The organism is Herbaspirillum sp. Her2, from assembly GCF_057961375.1.
Genome location: NZ_CM176331.1, coordinates 3,484,245 through 3,501,419, shown reverse-complemented (window position 1 = coordinate 3,501,419; position 17,175 = coordinate 3,484,245). Strand labels below are relative to the sequence as shown.

General features: G+C 63.4%; 13 protein-coding genes. 11 read left to right on the top strand and 2 right to left on the bottom strand.

From position 1 onward, the window contains the following. Positions 1-366 precede the first annotated feature (366 nt). The 7 genes from ACWHXP_RS15825 to ACWHXP_RS15795 all read left to right on the top strand — a co-directional run bounded on the left by ACWHXP_RS15825 (position 367) and on the right by ACWHXP_RS15795 (position 9,515). Positions 367-1,290 carry a LysR family transcriptional regulator gene (locus tag ACWHXP_RS15825; RefSeq protein ID WP_489635590.1) on the top strand — a complete coding sequence of 308 codons (924 nt, stop codon included), beginning with the start codon at positions 367-369 and terminating at the stop codon, positions 1,288-1,290. Between the two features lie 475 nt (positions 1,291-1,765). Beyond that, positions 1,766-2,839 carry a DUF1338 domain-containing protein gene (locus tag ACWHXP_RS15820; protein ID WP_489624754.1) on the top strand — a complete coding sequence of 358 codons (1,074 nt, stop codon included), beginning with the start codon at positions 1,766-1,768 and terminating at the stop codon, positions 2,837-2,839. Next, positions 2,829-4,235, top strand: a complete 1,407-nt coding sequence (locus tag ACWHXP_RS15815) for an FAD-binding oxidoreductase (RefSeq protein WP_489635591.1) — start codon at positions 2,829-2,831, stop codon at positions 4,233-4,235. The genes ACWHXP_RS15820 and ACWHXP_RS15815 overlap by 11 nt, the downstream gene beginning before the upstream one ends. A 101-nt stretch (positions 4,236-4,336) precedes the next feature. Next, positions 4,337-5,221: a transcriptional regulator GcvA gene (gene gcvA / locus ACWHXP_RS15810; protein ID WP_209567925.1), complete on the top strand. Its 885-nt coding sequence runs from the start codon at positions 4,337-4,339 to the stop codon at positions 5,219-5,221. Between the two features lie 359 nt (positions 5,222-5,580). Then, positions 5,581-7,095: an L-piperidine-6-carboxylate dehydrogenase gene (amaB, locus tag ACWHXP_RS15805; RefSeq protein ID WP_489635592.1), complete on the top strand. Its 1,515-nt coding sequence runs from the start codon at positions 5,581-5,583 to the stop codon at positions 7,093-7,095. Positions 7,096-7,249: 154 nt separating this feature from the next. Next, positions 7,250-8,287: an ABC transporter substrate-binding protein gene (locus ACWHXP_RS15800; RefSeq protein ID WP_420840906.1), complete on the top strand. Its 1,038-nt coding sequence runs from the start codon at positions 7,250-7,252 to the stop codon at positions 8,285-8,287. Between the two features lie 13 nt (positions 8,288-8,300). Beyond that, positions 8,301-9,515: an aminotransferase-like domain-containing protein gene (locus ACWHXP_RS15795; RefSeq protein ID WP_489635593.1), complete on the top strand. Its 1,215-nt coding sequence runs from the start codon at positions 8,301-8,303 to the stop codon at positions 9,513-9,515. Between the two features lie 77 nt (positions 9,516-9,592). Here the strand turns inward: ACWHXP_RS15795 and ACWHXP_RS15790 are convergent, their stop codons facing one another. Both ACWHXP_RS15790 and ACWHXP_RS15785 read right to left on the bottom strand, forming a co-directional pair. Further along, positions 9,593-11,743, bottom strand: a complete 2,151-nt coding sequence (locus tag ACWHXP_RS15790) for a TonB-dependent siderophore receptor (protein WP_489635594.1) — start codon at positions 11,741-11,743, stop codon at positions 9,593-9,595. A gap of 126 nt (positions 11,744-11,869) precedes the next feature. Then, positions 11,870-13,012 carry a sigma-54 interaction domain-containing protein gene (locus tag ACWHXP_RS15785; RefSeq protein WP_489635595.1) on the bottom strand — a complete coding sequence of 381 codons (1,143 nt, stop codon included), beginning with the start codon at positions 13,010-13,012 and terminating at the stop codon, positions 11,870-11,872. Positions 13,013-13,459: 447 nt separating this feature from the next. Here ACWHXP_RS15785 and msuE point away from each other — a divergent pair, with 447 nt between their 5' ends. From msuE to ACWHXP_RS15765, 4 genes are all read left to right on the top strand, one after another. After that, the gene (gene msuE, locus ACWHXP_RS15780) at positions 13,460-14,020 is read left to right on the top strand and encodes an FMN reductase (RefSeq protein ID WP_489635596.1); all 561 of its coding nucleotides are present in this window, start codon (positions 13,460-13,462) and stop codon (positions 14,018-14,020) included. Between the two features lie 222 nt (positions 14,021-14,242). After that, complete coding sequence (gene sfnG / locus ACWHXP_RS15775) at positions 14,243-15,394, top strand: dimethylsulfone monooxygenase SfnG (protein ID WP_489635597.1); 1,152 nt, start codon at positions 14,243-14,245, stop codon at positions 15,392-15,394. Then, on the top strand, positions 15,391-16,278 hold the full coding sequence (locus tag ACWHXP_RS15770) for an ABC transporter ATP-binding protein (protein ID WP_489635598.1): 888 nt from the start codon (positions 15,391-15,393) through the stop codon (positions 16,276-16,278). The genes sfnG and ACWHXP_RS15770 overlap by 4 nt, the downstream gene beginning before the upstream one ends. Then, complete coding sequence (locus tag ACWHXP_RS15765; protein WP_204724910.1) at positions 16,278-17,174, top strand: branched-chain amino acid ABC transporter permease; 897 nt, start codon at positions 16,278-16,280, stop codon at positions 17,172-17,174. Before ACWHXP_RS15770 ends, ACWHXP_RS15765 begins: the two co-directional genes overlap by 1 nt. Position 17,175: the final 1 nt, after the last annotated feature.

Genomic DNA, 17,175 nt, shown 5'->3' with positions numbered 1-17,175 from the left:
ACAATGGTTTTCTAGCTGTCCAGCTCGACTGAATGAATATTCACAGAAAAAGCGCCACCTATTCTCATTTAGTTAGCACCAGGTAGCCTCACATTTTTAGCTCCACTACCTCTGACGATACGGAGCCTCAAATTTTCATGAAATTATGGAAAGATAGGTATCCGTGCAATTAAAAAATCAGCCGTCAAGATTTGAACTGGGTTCTGGTAACACAAGTGACTATCTCACCCGCTCCCCACCGCTTCCTGCCAAACAGGAAACAAGCCCCAATCTCCGCTTCATCTCATCTGCTCATCAGACAACATCCCGCGCTATAGTCGAGCCTGCCCCTTCGACCACCCCTGCGCCACGATGAAAAACAATGCCATGGATTACCTGCCCCGCATGGTGATCTTCTCCCGCGTCGTCGAGTTGGGCGCCTTCTCCAAGGCGGCTCGCGAACTCGGGCTGACCTCCTCGTCGGTGAGCCAGCACATCAGCGCGCTCGAAGCCATCCTCGGGACTACCCTGCTGCACCGGACCACCCGCAAGCTCAGTCTGACCGAAGCCGGGCAGGGCTTCTATGCCCATTGCGCGCGCATCGTCGCGCTGGCCAACGAGGCCCGCGATGCCACCGAGAGCCTGCATACCGAACTGGTGGGAGAGCTGCGCATTGCCTCTTCCAGCTTCATGGCACCCGAATACCTGGTGCCAGCCCTGGATGATTTCATTCGCAATCATCCACAGTTGCGCATCAGCATCGATGTCTGCGATCACAACTTCGACCTCATGGACAAGAGCGTCGACCTGGCCCTGCGCGTAGGCCGGGCACCCGGTCCGGGAGATATCCCGCTGGCCCGGATGGAGGCCGTGCTGTGTGCGGCGCCGTCTTATCTCCAGGCCTACCCGCCGATCCGCCGACCCGAGGACATGCTCCATCACCAGTTGCTCTTCTTCAGCCCGCACGGGCCGGGTGCACCTGTGGAGCTAACCCTGCGCGACCGCGCCGGGCAGTGCGCGCAGCTGCGGCTGACGCCGCGCATCACGGCCAACCATGCGCGCTCTTTGCGGCAATTGGCCGTGCAGGGACATGGCATAGGCCGCTTCCTGCGCAGTAAGGTGCAAGATGATCTTAAGTCGGGACGGCTGGTGGAAGTCTTGCCGGACTGGTCGCTGGAGGGCTATTGCGCCTTCATCACCACCCGCCATCGCGACGCCGTGCCCGCCAAGATCCTGGCCTGCATTGCCCAGATCCAGGATTATTTCGCGCGCCGTCATCCAGCCGAGGACGAGGAAACGGCTGCGCGGTAAAGCGTTGCGGCGCTTGCATTGTTCAATTTGATTAACGAGTACGTTCGCAAAACGACGGCTAATCAAATCGCTGCGCTTGTAATACAGTTCCCCTGTCGTTCCCTGCCGGTCATGTGTCGGGGGGCACTGCGGGCTGCAAGCTCGCGCCGGCGTTGCGTTACCGCGGAGGGGGTTTTCGGTGGCGCAACACGGTAGAGGGAAGAGGGCGATGCCGACAAGCGCAGGATGCACCCGCCTTTCCTCTCTGGGACGACAGTCAATGGACAGATCAGCATCTGCTCGGCATCGTGATCGACATTGGCATATCAACCGCATGGGCTGCCCCAGCCCCGTCAGCCGGCTTGTGCGCTCCACCCCCGCTCCCGCCCTTGCATGAGTAAAAGGCATCGAAGCCCCAGAATTTATCGTTTTATTTGCCCCCCGCGCTGCCCTTACCATGAGGCTATCTCATAGTCACCCGGTCAAAGGCACGCAAATGACGATCTCCGCGCAGCACAGCAATCTCCATCAACTCCTGCTTTCCCACTACGGCGACGAGGCCCTGGTGCAGCGCCAGTTCGCGCGCCTGGAAGTCCCCGCTTCGACCCTGCGCCCCGCGGCGTCCGAGGTCTCGCGCCTGGAACTGGCGCAGGCCCTGAACATGCTGCTCTTCGAAGGCCTGCTGCAACAGGTCGCCACCGGCCGTGACTATGTGGCCGATGCCGAGCGCGAGGGCGTCAAGATCTGCTTCGACCACGGCGCCGTGCGCACCGTGCGCCTCGGCCGCGACAGCGGGTTCCCCGATGGCGAAACCCTCTTCACCAGCGTGCTGTTGCCGCTGGGCTACCAGCAGACCGGCACCTATCCGCTGGCGCGCATCAAGATGACCGGCCGCGTCTATACCCACATCGACGACGCCGAGCAGATCGCCCAGTTCTTCGTGAGCGAACTGCATCCTGAACAGTTCTCGCCGCAATTCCAGCAGACTGTGAACGCCGTGCTGGCCACGTCGCGCAATCCGCTCTCCGATGAGGTGCTGGCCCTGCTGGCCAAGCTCTCCGCACAAGGCAAGCTGGATATGGACGAGGCCAAGCGCCTGCTGCCCGCCATGCTCAAGTGCTTCGCCCGCCATCACGACCTGCCGACCCTGTCGCAGTACGAAACGCTCAAGGCCGAGTCCGCCGAGATGGCCTGGATCTCCACCGAAGGCAATGCCTTCAATCACGCCACCGACCGCGTCTCCGACGTGGTGGCCACCGCCGAACGCCAGCGCCAGCTGGGACGTCCCATCAAGGACCAGGTCGAAGTCTCGCGCAATGGCCGCGTGCGCCAGACCGCCTTCCGTGCGGTCAAGGTCGATTACCAGCTGCAGGGCGAGGATGGACAGCCGGTCGCCGTCACCGTGCCGGGTTCCTTCTACGAATTCATCTCGCGCGACTATTTCGCCGACGAGGCCGGCCAGCGCAAGCTGGACCTGACCTTCGACAGCGGCAACGCGCAAGGCATCTTCAAGATGACCGAGGCGGTGGCGTCCGGTGCGGCCAGCGACGAGGCGGCCAGTGTCTGCTGAGGCCACGCTGGCGCGTCTGCAGGACCTGCTGGGCAACGCCGGCCTGATTACCTCCGCGCCCGAGCGCCAGCCCTATGAGCACGGCCCGCGCTATGGAGCCGGACAGGCGCTGTGCGTGGCGCGTCCGGCCAATGTGGCGGAAGCCGCCGAGCTCATGCGCCTGTGCGCAGCCGAGAAGATCCGGCTCGTCCCGCAGGGAGCCAACACCGGCCTGGTCGGCGCGGCTTCGCCTGATAGTTCGGGTTTGCAACTTATCCTCAGCATGGAACGCATCAAGGGCGTGATCGATATCGATCCGGTCGATGGCGTGATCCAGGCCTGGGCCGGCACCCGCCTGTCGGACCTGAACCAGGCGCTGGCCCCGCACGGGCTGTGCTTTCCCATCGACCTCGGGGCCGATCCCTCGGTAGGCGGCATGCTGGCCGCCAATACCGGCGGCGCACGCCTGATCCGCTATGGCGACGTGCGCCACAACACGCTGGGCCTGCAGGCGCTGCTGATGCAGCCGCCCGGCGAACTGCTGGAGATGGGCAACCGCCTGCACAAGAACAATACCGGCCCGGACTGGAAACAGCTCTTCATCGGTACCGCCGGCAGCTACGGCATCGTCACGCAAGCGGTGCTGCGCGCGCATCCGCTGCCGCGCCAGCGCGCCACCGCCTTGATCGTGCCGTCCTCGCTGGAGGCGGGCTTGCGCCTGCTGCAGGATGCCCAGGCGCAGTTCGCCGATTTCCTCACGGCCTTCGAAGGCATCTCGCGCAATGCGCTGGCATCGGTCTTGCGCCACCTGCCGCAGGTGAGCGCCCCCTTTGATCCATTACCGGACTATGCCTTGCTGGTGGAACTGAGTTCGTCGTCGGCGGCCAGTGAGCACTTCGATCTCGACAAGCTCTTCATGGCCTGGCTGGAACGTCATTTCGACGATGCCATCGTCGATGCCGTGGTCGACAAGCCCGAGACCCTGTGGCGCCTGCGCCATGCCATCAGCGACAGCGTCAAGCAGGAGGGCAGGATCGTCGCCTTCGACATCTCCGTCTCGCGTTCGCGCATGCCGGCCTTCCGTGCGGAGGCACTGGCCCTGGTGGAACGGGACTTCGCCGGGGCCGAGGTGTTCGACTTCGGTCATTGGGGCGATGGCGGCGTGCATTTCAACCTGGCCATCCCGCCGGCGCAGCAGCCGCAGTTTCCGCCGGAGCGCATCGAGGCCTTGCGCACTGCGCTGTATGACTTGGTTGCAAAACGTTACCAAGGCAGTTTCAGCGCCGAGCACGGCATCGGTCCCTTCAACCAGCATTACTACCAGCGCTACACGCAGCCCGAGCAACGCGCGCTGGCCGGCCGGGTGCAAGACGTGTTCGATCCGCACTGCCTGCTGGGCAATACGCGCTTCACATGACGGGCAGCGTGCCGGGACGCTCTGGAGGGGAGGGCACGCCATTTGCTATAGTGCGGGCTCCTTCACCTTCTGCCCCGCCTTCAGCCAGCGGTCTTCGTCCCATGCGCCGTTTCATCCCGTCAACGTCCTGCCTGATCGCCTTCGATACGTCGGCCCGGCACATGTCGTTTACCAAGGCGGCCAATGAATTGCACATGACGCAGGGCGCGGTGAGCCGCCAGGTGGCGATCCTGGAGGAGTACCTCAACGTCAAGCTGTTCGAGCGCATCAACCGCCGCCTGATCCTCACCGAAGCCGGCCGCGATTATGCGGCCCAGGTCTCCACCATCTTGAAGCAGATCGAGATGGCCACCTTCCAGGTGATGACCTACAACAGCCTGGCCAGCGTGCTGAACCTGGCGATCCTGCCGACCTTCGGCGTGAAGTGGCTGATCCCGCGACTGGCCAAGTTCGCTGCCGCCTATCCCGATGTGCTGCTGAACCTGAGTACGGAAGTGCTGCCCTTCGATTTCAATACGCGCCAGGTCGATGCCGCCATCCACTTCGGCGAACCCGACTGGCCCGATACCGTGATGGTGCGGCTGATGGGCGAAGAAGTGGTGCCGGTCTGCAGCAAGGCTTTGGCCGAAGGCCTGGGCTCGGTAGAGGACCTGGCCAACGTCACGCTGCTCCAGCACACCACGCGCCCGCAGGCCTGGCAGGACTGGTTCCGCCATGTCGGCGTGGATTGCCCCAATGCCTTGTCGGGCCCGCGCTTCGAGCAACTGGCCATGGTCATCCAGGCCGCTGTCGCCGGCATGGGGGTGGCGCTCATGCCCAAGTTCATGGTCGAGACCGAGATCAGCCTGGGGCAGTTGCACGTCCCTTTCCCGCTGGCGGTCAAGAGCCCGCAATCCTATTACCTCGTCTATCCCGAAAAGAACGCCGGCAAGGCGGCCATCCTCAAGTTCCGCGAGTGGATCCTGAGCGAAGCACAGGGCGGCTGAGGTCTTCCATCGCGCTGCATCGATTCGGTGCAGCGATTTCCCAGGCTGACAAAAACTCATGGCCGCGCATTTTTCTCCTGCGTGCAGATGCATCTCGTGTCATGCCATGAGGGCGCTGCAGGCCGCCACCGGCGCGGCCCCGGCACCGCGGCTGGAAGCGCCACGGCACGGGGGCTTGCGGCCGATATGAAGTGATGCGCTGCACCATCCTCGCCCATCCTCGCGCATTCTCGCGCGCCAGGCCAGTGCATTCCAAAAACTCATGATGTGGTGAAATTTTTTGGTTTTAAGAAGTGGGGCGGCTGTCCTTATACTCCATCGTTTCAGACCCATCCCACTCCACTTTTCAAGGGAACCCCATGTCATCTCCACGCATCTTCTCCACCCTGGGTGCTGACTTCTCGGCCTACGCCGGCAACGATCTGGTGATCCGTTCGCCGCGTGATGGCGAGGTCATCGCGCAACTCAAGGCGCAGACGCCGGCTGACGCCGAAGCGGCCATCGCCGGCGCGCAGCAGGCCTTCCTGGCCTGGCGCGAAGTGCCGGCGCCGGTGCGCGGCGAACTGGTGCGCGTGCTGGGCGAAGTGCTGCGCGAGCATCGCGACGAACTCGGTGCCCTGGTCACCCAGGAAGCCGGCAAGATCCTCTCCGAAGGTTTGGGCGAGGTGCAGGAAATGATCGATATCTGCGACTTCGCCGTGGGCCTGTCGCGCCAGCTGCATGGCCTGACCATCGCCTCCGAACGTCCCGGCCACCGCATGATGGAAACCTGGCATCCGCTGGGCGTGGTCGGCGTGATCACCGCTTTCAACTTCCCGGTCGCCGTGTGGGCGTGGAACGCCGCGCTGGCGCTGGTGTGCGGCAATGCCGTGGTGTGGAAGCCTTCCGAAAAAACGCCGGTCACGGCACTGGCCGTGCAAGCCCTGTTCGCCAAGGCCGTGGCGCGTTTCTCGGCACAGCGTCCGAACCTGGTGCCGGCGCAACTGTGCGGCCTGCTGATCGGCGGTGCCGACCTGGGCGAGACCCTCTCGCGTTCGGCCAGCGTGCCGCTGGTGAGCGCCACCGGCAGCGTGCGCATGGGCCGCAAGGTCGCCACCGTGGTGGCCGAACGCCTGGGCCGCAGCCTGCTGGAACTGGGCGGCAACAATGCCATGATCGTCGCGCCTTCGGCCGACCTGAACCTGGCCCTGCGCGCCATCACCTTCTCCGCCGTGGGCACGGCCGGCCAGCGCTGCACCAGCCTGCGCCGCCTGTTCGTCCACAGCAGCATCCATGACCAGGTGGTGGCGCAGATCAAGCGCATCTATGCCAGCGTGAAGGTCGGCGATCCGCTGCAGGGCGATACGCTGGTCGGCCCGCTGATCGACCAGGCTGCTTTCGATGCCATGCAGGCGGCACTCAAGCAAGCGCGTGCGCAGGGCGGTGAAGTCACCGGCGGCGAACGGGTGGACGTGATGGGCCAGCAGTCCTGGTACGTGCGGCCGGCGCTGGTCACCATGCCCGGCCAGACCGCGATCATGCATCACGAGACCTTCGCGCCCATCCTCTACATCGTCAAGTACGATGAACTGGGCGATGCCATCGCCATGAACAACGCCGTGCCGCAAGGCTTGTCCTCGGCCATCTTCACCAATGACATGCGCGAAGCCGAGCTCTTCGTCTCGGCCGTGGGCAGCGACTGCGGCCTGGCCAACGTCAACATCGGCACCAGCGGGGCCGAAATCGGCGGCGCCTTCGGCGGCGAAAAGGAAACCGGCGGGGGCCGTGAATCCGGTTCGGACGCCTGGAAGAACTACATGCGCCGCGCCACCAACACCATCAACTACAGCAAGACCCTGCCGCTGGCGCAGGGTGTGAAGTTCGATATCGACTGAGCGACGGCCACGTCCAACCGCAGTACCCCAAGCAAAAATGCAGCACCGCTGCCGGATTCCTGCTCCACCTGGGAATCCGGCATGGCATCCCACGACCCACGCCCGCGCAAGCGGGACCCACAACGGCAAACCGGCAAGGAGTGCAGTAATGAAGATGAAGACCCTGGCAGTGACCTGTGCAATCGCTGCGACCCTGATCGCCACTGGTGCACAGGCGCAGACCAAGACCATTTACGTCGGCATGAACGGCGGCACGATGGAGAAAAACTACACCGCCTCGATCTTCCCCGACTTCGAGAAGGCCAACAACGTCAAGGTGGTGGTGGTGCCCGGCACCTCCTCCGACATCATCGCCAAGATGCAGGCCCAGCGCGACAAGCCGCAGATGCACGTGGCCTTCCTCGATGACGGCATCATGTACCGCGCCATCAACATGAGCCTGTGCGAAAAGGTCAAGGACGCCGCCGTGCTCAAGGATGTCTATCCCTTCGCACGCCTGGCCAACGACCAGGCCGTGGCCATCGAGATGGGCGTGCTCGGCATCGGCTACAACAAGAAGCTGTTCGCTGAGAAGGGCTGGCCGGCACCGACCTCGTGGATGGATTTTGCTGATCCCAAGTACAAGCAGAAGGTGGTGTTCCAGTCGATCTCGGCCAGTACTTTCGGCCTGTATGGCTTCATGATGTTCAACCGCCTGGTGGGCGGTACCGACAAGAACGTCGACCCCGGCTTCAAGAAGTGGGGCAGCACCATCGGCCCCAACGTGGTCGAATATCTCTCCAGCTCGGCCAAGATTTCCGAGATGGTGCAGACCAATGAAGCGGCCATCTTCCCGCTGACCGTGACCGGCATCGCCAACCTGAAGGACAAGGGCATCCCCGCTGAATTCGCCACCCCCAAGGAAGGCGGCGTGCTGCTCATGACCGGCGCTTGCCCCATCAAGGGCAACAGCGAACCGGAACTGGCGCAGAAGCTGCTGGAATACCTGCTGACCCCGGCGGTGCAGGCCAAGAGCATGGCGCTGGCCAATTCCATCCCGGTCAACCGCAACGTGCCGCTGTCGGACGCCGCGCAAGCCAAGCTGGGCAAGAGCGAAGTGCTGACCAAGAACCTCAACACCGTCGACTGGGATACCGTCAACGAAAAGCGCTCCGAGTGGAACAACCGCTGGAACCGCATGATCGAGCAATAAGCCTGTATCGATCATGACCGCAGCCTATCGTTTCAATCCGGCCTTCCAGTCGCCCCAGGGGTCGCCCATCCGGGAGCTGTTCAAGTACACGCAGCAACCGGGCATGATCTCCTTTGCCGGCGGCTATCCGGCGCCTGCGCTGTTCGATACGCAAGGGCTGGCAAAGAGCGCCGCCACCCTGCTCGACAGCGCAGCGGCGGCCTGCCTGCAATACGGGGCGACCGAAGGGGCGGCGCAACTTGCGCAAGTGCTCAAGCGGGTCACGCGTGCGCGCATCGGTGGTGCCGATCCGGGCGAACTGATTGTCACCACCGGTTCACAGCAGGGGTTTGAACTGCTGTTGCGCATCCTGCTGGAGCCGGGCGATGGCGTGGTCATCGAGCGGCCCTGCTATCCGGCGGCGATCCAGGCCTTGCGCCTGGCGCATGCCGAACTGCTGGAAATTCCGGGGGACGCCCAAGGCATGGATACCGATGCCCTGGAAGCCTTGCTGCTGGCGGGCGCCCGGCCCAAGCTGCTGTACCTGGTGCCGAGCTTCGCCAATCCGACCGGCGCCACCTTGCCGCTGGCGCGCCGCCGTCATTTGCTTGCGCTGGCGGTGCGTTATCAGTTCATCGTGATCGAGGATGATCCCTACGGCCAGCTGCGTTTTTCCGGGCAGGCCGAGCCGCCGCTGCTGCAGGTGGCGCAGGAGATCGAGGGTGCGCGTGACTGGCAGGTGTACCTGTCGAGTCTGTCCAAGATCGTGGCACCGGGTTTGCGCATCGGCTGGATGTGCGGCCCCTCGGAGATTCTGCGCCGTGCCGTCATCGCCAAGCAGACCGGCGACCTGTGCACTGCGCCGTGGATGCAGATGGTGGCGGCGCAATATCTGCAGGCCGGGCATCTGGAGGCCCATCTGCCGCACATCATCGCTACCTATCGCGAACGTTGCGCGATCATGTTGTCTTCGCTGCGCGAGGCCTTCGGCGATCGTCTCTCGCTGATCGCGCCGGAAGGCGGCATGTTCATCTGGGCCAGCTGGAAGGATGGCACCGATGCCACGGCGCTGCTGCAGACCGCGGTGCGCCACAACGTGATGTACGTGCCGGGCAGCGCCTTCTATGCCACGCCATCCGATCCGGGCCATTGGCGACTTTCTTTCGCCAATGCCCAGCCTCGGGAGATCATCGACGGCGTGGCTCGCCTCAAGCAGGCACACGAGGAATGGATGCACGTGCAAGCATGACTTTTCTTCTTGCATGAAAAACGCCCCGATGCGCAGTGCGGATCGGGGCGTTGTCTTTGCGGCGTCGTGGAAACGATTTACAGGTCGATCTTCATGCGCGCCACGACAGTGCGTTCCGCCCCCGGCATCACGTAGAGGTTGTTCCACGAACCGGGATAGTAATTGCGGTTGAAGAGGTTGTGCACGTCCAGCGACAGCCGCACATTCTTGCTCACCTGCCAGTAGCTCAGGAGCTTGACCGTCGCATACGCCGGCAATGAATAGGTGTCGGCGGTATTGCCCGAACGATTGCCGACGTAGTTCACGCCGCCCCCCAGTCCATAGCGCGCGCCATTGGCCGTTGCATCTTCACGCATGACCAGAAGACCTGCGCTGTAGGCCGGGATGTTGGCCAAGCGCGTGCCGGCGGCCAGGGTCTTGTCCTTGGTCACGCGCGCATTGTCCCAGGCGAAATTGGCCGAAAGACGCCAGTGCGCATCGATCTGGCCATAGGCATCGGCCTCGAAGCCGGTGCTCTTGGCTTCGCCGGCCGCCACCTGGAAACCGGGCGTATCGCTGGCGGTAAGCACATTGGTCTTGGTGATGTCGTAGACCGCGAAGTTGGCCCCCAGGTGTTCATCCGTGGTCTGCAGCTTGAGGCCGGCTTCATAGGCGGTCGAATGCTGCGGATCGAAGGCGCGGCCGCTGGCATCCACGCCGCTGTTGGCACGGAAGGATTTGCCCGCCGTCACATACACCGAACTCCAGGCCGTCGGCAGATAGGTGATGCCCGCGCGCGGCGACACGGCGCTCTGTTGCTGCGAGGTGGTGGTGACGCCGCCCACGCGGTTCTCGATGCTCTGCTTGTACTGATCCCAGCGCACACCCGCCAGCAATTTCCATTGCGGCGACAGGCTCAGTTGGTCCTGCACGAACACGCCCTTCACGCGCTGTCTTTCGTCCGAACTGCTGGTGCGGTTGGTCAGCGGCAGCAACGGGCTGCCGTAGACCGGATTGTAGATATCGATGGGGGTATTGGCCGAGCGCAGGATTTCCGTATTCATCCACAGCGTCGATGCTTCTGCACCGATCAGGAGGGTGTGGCCGATGGCACCGGTGTTGAAGTTGCCCTGCAGCTCCGCCTGGAAGGAGGTATCGCGCGAGGGAAGCTGCCGCCAGGTGCGGGTGCGGTTGAGCGTGCGGTTGTCAGCGGCCAGCGGATTGGAGAGGGCCGCTTCGGTGTAATAGCCATCGAAGCTGCTTTCCTTGTAGCTGGCACCAAGCCTGGCACGCCACTGCTCGGACAGCGTGCGCTCCAGCGTCAGCTGATGCGTATTGCTGCGCATGGCCATGTTGCCATCCGAGGGTTCGTTCAGGACGCGGTCGCGCGGCAGCGTGCCCAGCACGCCGCGCACGTTGATCAGGCCGCGGTCCAGCGGCGTGCTGGCCTGCAGGAATTCGGCCTCGTAGTTCAGCAGGGTGTCCTTGTCGATCACCCAGGCCAGCGAGGGGGCCACCAGCGAGCGGCGGTTGTTGAGCAGGCTGGAACGGCTGTCGCCTTCCTCGGTCATGGCGATCAGGCGATAGGCCAGGTTCTGGCTCAGGGGACCGGTGCTGTCGACCGTGGCACGGCGCAGGCCACCAGTACCGGCACTGAGTTCGGCGCTGTTCTTGCGCGTGAATTGCGGTTTCTTGGTGACGATGTTGATGGTGCCGCCCGGCTCGCTGCTGCCATAGAGCGCGGCGGCCGGGCCCTTGAGGAACTCGATGCGTTCGATCGTGGCAGTATCGCGGCGCGGATTGTAGCCGCGCGAACCGGGGAAGCCATTGACCAGGAAACCCATGTCGGTACTGCTGAAGCCGCGAATGGCGAAGTTGTCCCAGGTGCCGCCGAAGTCGTTGAGGCGGCTGATGCCGCTGACGTAATCGACCGTATCGGCCAGACGCACCGCACCCAGGTCCTCGATCTGCTGGGTGGTCATCACGCGTACCGACTGCGGCAGCTCCATCAGCGGGGTATCGGTGCGCGTGGCACCGCTGGTGCTGGTGGCGTTGTAACTGCTGCTGGCCTGGTCGCGGCCAGCAGAGACGCTGATCTCGGGCAAGGCCGCTGCATTGCTGCCGGCGGCCGTGGCCGCATCGTCGGCCCATGCCAGCGGCGCAACCGCGAGCAGGCTGGTCAGCAGCCACGCGGCGCTGGTGGCGCAGCGGCAGGGAAGGGAAGTCGCAAATCCTCGGTGCATCATCATCGGTATTCAAACAGCCAGGCAAATAATCGGGCCGATGAATATAAATGATAATCGTTAACAATTGTTGGGAAATTGTAAGTTTGTTGTGAAGAAAAGTCTGTTCAAGTTGTTGTTTTGCAATGAGCGTCATTTCAGCGCCGAGATCTGCCCGTTGCGGATCAGCCGCGCCCGCAGCACGTTGCGGCTGATGTCGAGCAGGCGCGCGGCCTGTACCTGATTGCGTTCGCAAAACTCGAAGGCGGTACGAAATACCGTGTCTTCGATTTTTTCAAACAGGCCCGCCTGCGATTGATTGAACAGGTTCTGCAAGGCCTGTTCCAGCGCTTGCAAGGGATCGTTGCTGCAATCGATGCCGCCATGCGCGGCGTAGGCCGGGCGCCGCTCCACATGGGAGAGATGGAAGTGCTCGGCGCGCAGGCTGTCTTCCTGGCAGATCAGCAGCGCATGGTGGATGGCATTTTCCAGTTCGCGGATATTGCCCGGCCAGTCGTGCTCGCGCAGCTTGCGTTCGCCTTCGGCATCGATGCGGGGCGCGCCATAGCCCAGCCGCTGGCGATATTCATGGAGGAAGTGATAGGCCAGCGGCAGGATATCCGCAGGCCGCTCGCGCAAACGCGGAATGGCCAGTTGCACCACCTGCAGCCGGTAATACAGATCCTGGCGGAAATGGCCGGCCGCCACCGCATCTTGCAAGCGCACGTTGGTGGCGGCAATGACGCGCACGTCGATGGGAATGCTGCGCCGTGATCCCAGCCGCACCACTTCGCGTTCCTGCAGCACCCGCAACAGCTTGACCTGGATGGCCAGCGGCAGGTCGCCTATTTCATCGAGGAACAGCGTGCCGTCGTTGGCCGCCTCGAACCAGCCGGCCTTGTGCGCGATGGCACCGGTGAAGGCGCCTTTCTCATGGCCGAACAATTCGCTCTCGGCCAGGCTCTCCGAAAACGCACCGCAATTCACGGCCACGAAGGGCGCATCACGGCGATGGCTCAACGCATGCACGTGACGCGCAATCAGTTCCTTGCCGGTACCGGTGGCACCGATGATGACCACGTTGGCATCGCTCGGTGCCACACGCTGTACGCGTTCCAGCAAAGCCACCGAGACCGGATCGTGGAACACCTGCGCCGTGGCGCGAATGGACGTGCCCAGCTTGCGCGCATGCGGCAAGGTCAGCAGCGGCGATGCGGTGCGCGCGGCAACGTCGCCATCACCCTCCGGCGAAGAGGGCAGCGCATACAGATGGGCAGAGCGAGGGCTGGCATGCATGTCAGGCTCCGGGCTTGTGGAATCTCCTGCTCCGGGGGGAGAGACAGGAAGGGAAGGTGAATTGATTCTAACAATATGCAAAGAGCGAATTAACGACCAATTCAGCATAAGCATGCTCGGTATACGTTGGGTCATCGCCCGCAAAAGCTTGTCTGACAAGGAACTGACGATCATCCGTCGCCGTCTGGCGACAGCTTCGGCAGGAAAATGCAAAGCTGTCATACAGCTTCGAAAACTTAGTAAATAAGGAGGCACATCGGAGCAAGCCTGGCGCAGCATTCTTGCTGCTCCAGCAGCAGCGCGGGAGCAGATTGCTGCTGCAGCAGTAGCCCGCATTTTTGCAAGTCCTTGATTTTAAAGGCTTCGCAGGGTGGCACGTTCTTCGCTGAATGAGGAGGGCGGATGCGATTGCGTCCTTCCTTCAGTCATCCAAGGAGAGCCTTCTTCATGAGCCGTCCCCTGCAAGTCGTCATCGTCGCCGGAAGCGGCCGCCGTCCCTCCCGTACGCTGGGTCTGCTCAATGCCATTGCAGCGCAGCTGGGCCAGCACATCGCCATCCAGACGGAAGTGGTGGCGCTTTCCGACCTGAGCGGCCAGTTGCTCAGTGCCACTGAACTGGCGCAGTTGCCCGACGCCGTGCGCCAGAAGATCGCCGCCATTGAAAACGCCGATCTGCTGCTGGCGGGCAGCCCCGTCTATCGCGGCTCCTATTCGGGGTTGTTCAAGCATCTGTTCGACCTGGTGCCGCAGGAGTCGCTGTTCGGCAAGCCCGTGCTGCTGGCCGCCACCGGCGGCAGCGATCGCCATGCGCTGGCCATCGATCACCAGTTGCGTCCGCTGTTCGCCTTCTTCCAGGCGCTCACGCTGCCGCTGGGCGTGTATGCCAATGCCCAGGAGTTCGACAACGAAACCATCATCAGTGCGGCCCTGCAGGAACGCATTGCCCTGACCGTGCGGCGGGCGCTGCCGGTGTTGCAGGCGCTGGCAACAAGCACAGTCCCGAGCTAGTGGGTTTGCTGATTCGGTTGTGCCGCCAGACACCGTTCATCCTGAGTAGCGGCTTTGCCGCGTATCGAAGGACGCTCCGTCAGATGCGCGTCTTCGATACGGCCCTGGCGGGCCTACTCAGTCCGAACGGTTTCAGATTGATTTGCATCCATTGATTCTGTCCATTGCATTGCCCTTACATCCATTCTTTTTGATGACCACAAGGTCCACAGGAGATTTTTTATGAGCCAAGCACAGTCCATCACCGTCCCCCGCAACGATGCCGTCAAGTTCGCCTATTGGGTCCCCAACGTCAGCGGCGGCCTGGTGGTGAGCACGATCCCGCAACGCACCGACTGGAGCCTGGAGTACAACCAGCGCCTGGCAGTGGCCGCGGAAAAGGCCGGCTTCGAATACGCCTTGAGCCAGATCCGTTTCACCGCCGGCTATGGTGCCGAATACCAGCACGAGTCGGTCTCCTTCAGCCAGGCCCTGCTGCACGCCACCACCAAGCTCAAGGTGCTGGCCGCGATCCTGCCCGGTCCGTGGCATCCGGCCGTGGTGGCCAAGCAGATCGCCACCATCGACCACATCTCGCAGGGCCGCATCGCCATCAACGTGGTCAGTGGCTGGTTCAAGGGCGAGTTCCAGGCCATCGGCGAACCCTGGCTGGAACATGACGAACGCTATCGCCGTTCCAATGAATTCATCCGCGCACTCAAGGGCATCTGGACCCAGGATGACTTCACCTTCAAGGGCGATTTCTATCGCTTCAACAATTACACCCTCAGTCCCAAGCCGGTGCAGAAGCCGCACCCGGAAATCTTCCAGGGCGGCAGCTCCCGTGCCGCGCGCGACAACGCGGCCAGCGTCTCGGACTGGTACTTCACCAACGGCAATACGGTCGAGGGGCTCAAGGCGCAGATCGATGACATCCAGGCCAAGGCCGCGCAGAACGGCCACAAGGTGCGCATCGGCGTGAACGCCTTCGTGATCGCCCGCGATACCGAAGAAGAAGCGCAAGCCGTCCTGCAGGACATCATCGACCACGCCCACGTGGAGGCGGTGCACGCCTTCGGCGACGCGGTCAAGCAGGCGGGCAAGGCTTCGCCCGAAGGCGAGGGCAACTGGGCCAAGTCCACCTTCGACGACCTGGTGCAATACAACGACGGCTTCAAGACCAACCTGATCGGCACACCGCAACAGATCGCCGAACGCATCGTCGCGCTCAAGGCCATCGGCGTGGATCTGGTGTTGACCGGCTTCCTGCACTTCATCGAGGAAGTCGAATACTTCGGCCAGAAAGTGTTGCCGCTGGTGCGTGAACTGGAAGCGCGTCAGGCCACGGCAGCGGCTGCACCACAGCAGGCGAAGACACTGGAAGCGGTGGCATGAGCATGAGCGGCACGCTTGAGCTCGCGCTGCCCGCCCATGTGGACGCAGACGCCGGCACATCGGCGCAGCGCTCGGTGCAGGCCGGCGTCGCGCCGGTCCTGCAACTGGAGGGCATCAGCCTGTCCTTCGGTGGCGTGCAGGCCTTGCGCCATGTCGACCTGGCCCTGCATGAACGCGAGATCCTGGCCGTGATCGGTCCCAACGGCGCGGGCAAGAGTTCGCTGGTCAACGTCATGAGCGGACTGTACCGCCCCACGCAGGGCACGGTCAGCCTGGCCGGCAAGCGTTTCCGGCAGGTGCCCACGGCACGCCTGGCGCGGCTGGGCGTGGCGCGTACCTTCCAGAACCTGGCCCTGTTCAAGGGCCTGAGCGTGCGCGACAACATCGTGCTGGGCCGCGTCGATGCGATGCGGTCCAGTTTCGTGGAACAGATCGCCGGTCTCGGCCGCGCCCGCCGCGAGCGCAACGAGGCCCGTGCACTGGCCGCGCAGATGATGGACTTCCTCGACCTGCGCGCGCATGCGGAGCGTCCGGTGGGTGGCTTGCCCTATGGCCTGCAGAAGCGCGTGGAACTGGCGCGCGCGCTGGTGGCGCGACCCCGGGTGCTGTTGCTGGATGAGCCGATGGCCGGCATGACCGTCACCGAAAAAAGCGAGATGACGCATTTCGTGCGCGCCGCGCGCGATCAGTTCGGGACCGCCATTCTGCTGATCGAACATGACATCGGCCTGGTCTTCGGACTCTCCGACCGCGTGGTGGTGCTGCAGCATGGCAGCAAGATTGCCGATGGCGCACCGGCCGAGGTGCGCCAGGATGCCGCCGTGATCGAGGCCTATCTGGGCGTGGCCCAGCCTGAGCATCACACCACGCAGGAGGCCGCGTGATGGCTGACTTCGATTGGGTGTTCTTCGCCGAAGTGCTGTCCGGTGGCCTGCTCTCGGGGGTGATGTATTCGCTGGTAGCGATCGGCTTCGTGCTGATCTACAAGACCTCGGGCGTGCTCAATTTTGCGCAGGGCGCGCAACTGCTGTTTGCCGCGCTGACTTTCGTGAGTCTGGTGGAGCGCGGTGTTCCTTTCGCGCTGGCCTTGCTGCTGACGCTGGCGGCGATGATCCTGCTGGGCCTCTCGATTGAGCGGGTGGTATTGCGTCCCTTGCAGAACCAGTCGCCGATGACGCTGTTCATGGCCACGCTGGGTCTGTCCTACGTGATCGAGGGCGCGGCGCAATTGCTGTGGGGCACGCAGGTGCATGCGCTGGAGCTGGGCATCGCCGATACGCCCCTGCAACTGGGCGGGATGATGATCTCTTCCTTCGATCTCTTTGCCGCTGCCACGGCGGCCGTGATGGTGGCGCTGCTGTCGGCCTTCTTCCGCTACACCCGCCTCGGACTGGAATTCCGCGCGCTGGCCGATGACGGCTTTGCCGCATTGGCAGTGGGTTTGCGCCTGCCGCGCATTCTTGCCGCGGTGTGGGCCACGGCCGGATTGATCGCACTGATCGCCGGTCTCTTGTGGGGCGCGCGCCTGGGCGTGCAGTTCTCGCTGTCGCTGGTGGTGCTGAAGGCCTTGCCGGTCCTGGTGCTGGGCGGTTTCGATTCGGTGCTGGGGGCCATCGTCGGCGGCCTGCTCATCGGTGCGCTGGAAAAACTGGCGGAGGTCTATCTCGGTCCGCTGGTGGGCAGCGGCATCGAAGGCTGGTTCGCTTACGTGGCCGCCTTGGCCTTCCTGCTGGTCAGGCCCAGTGGCCTGTTCGGCCAGCGCGCATGGCAAAGGGCCTGAC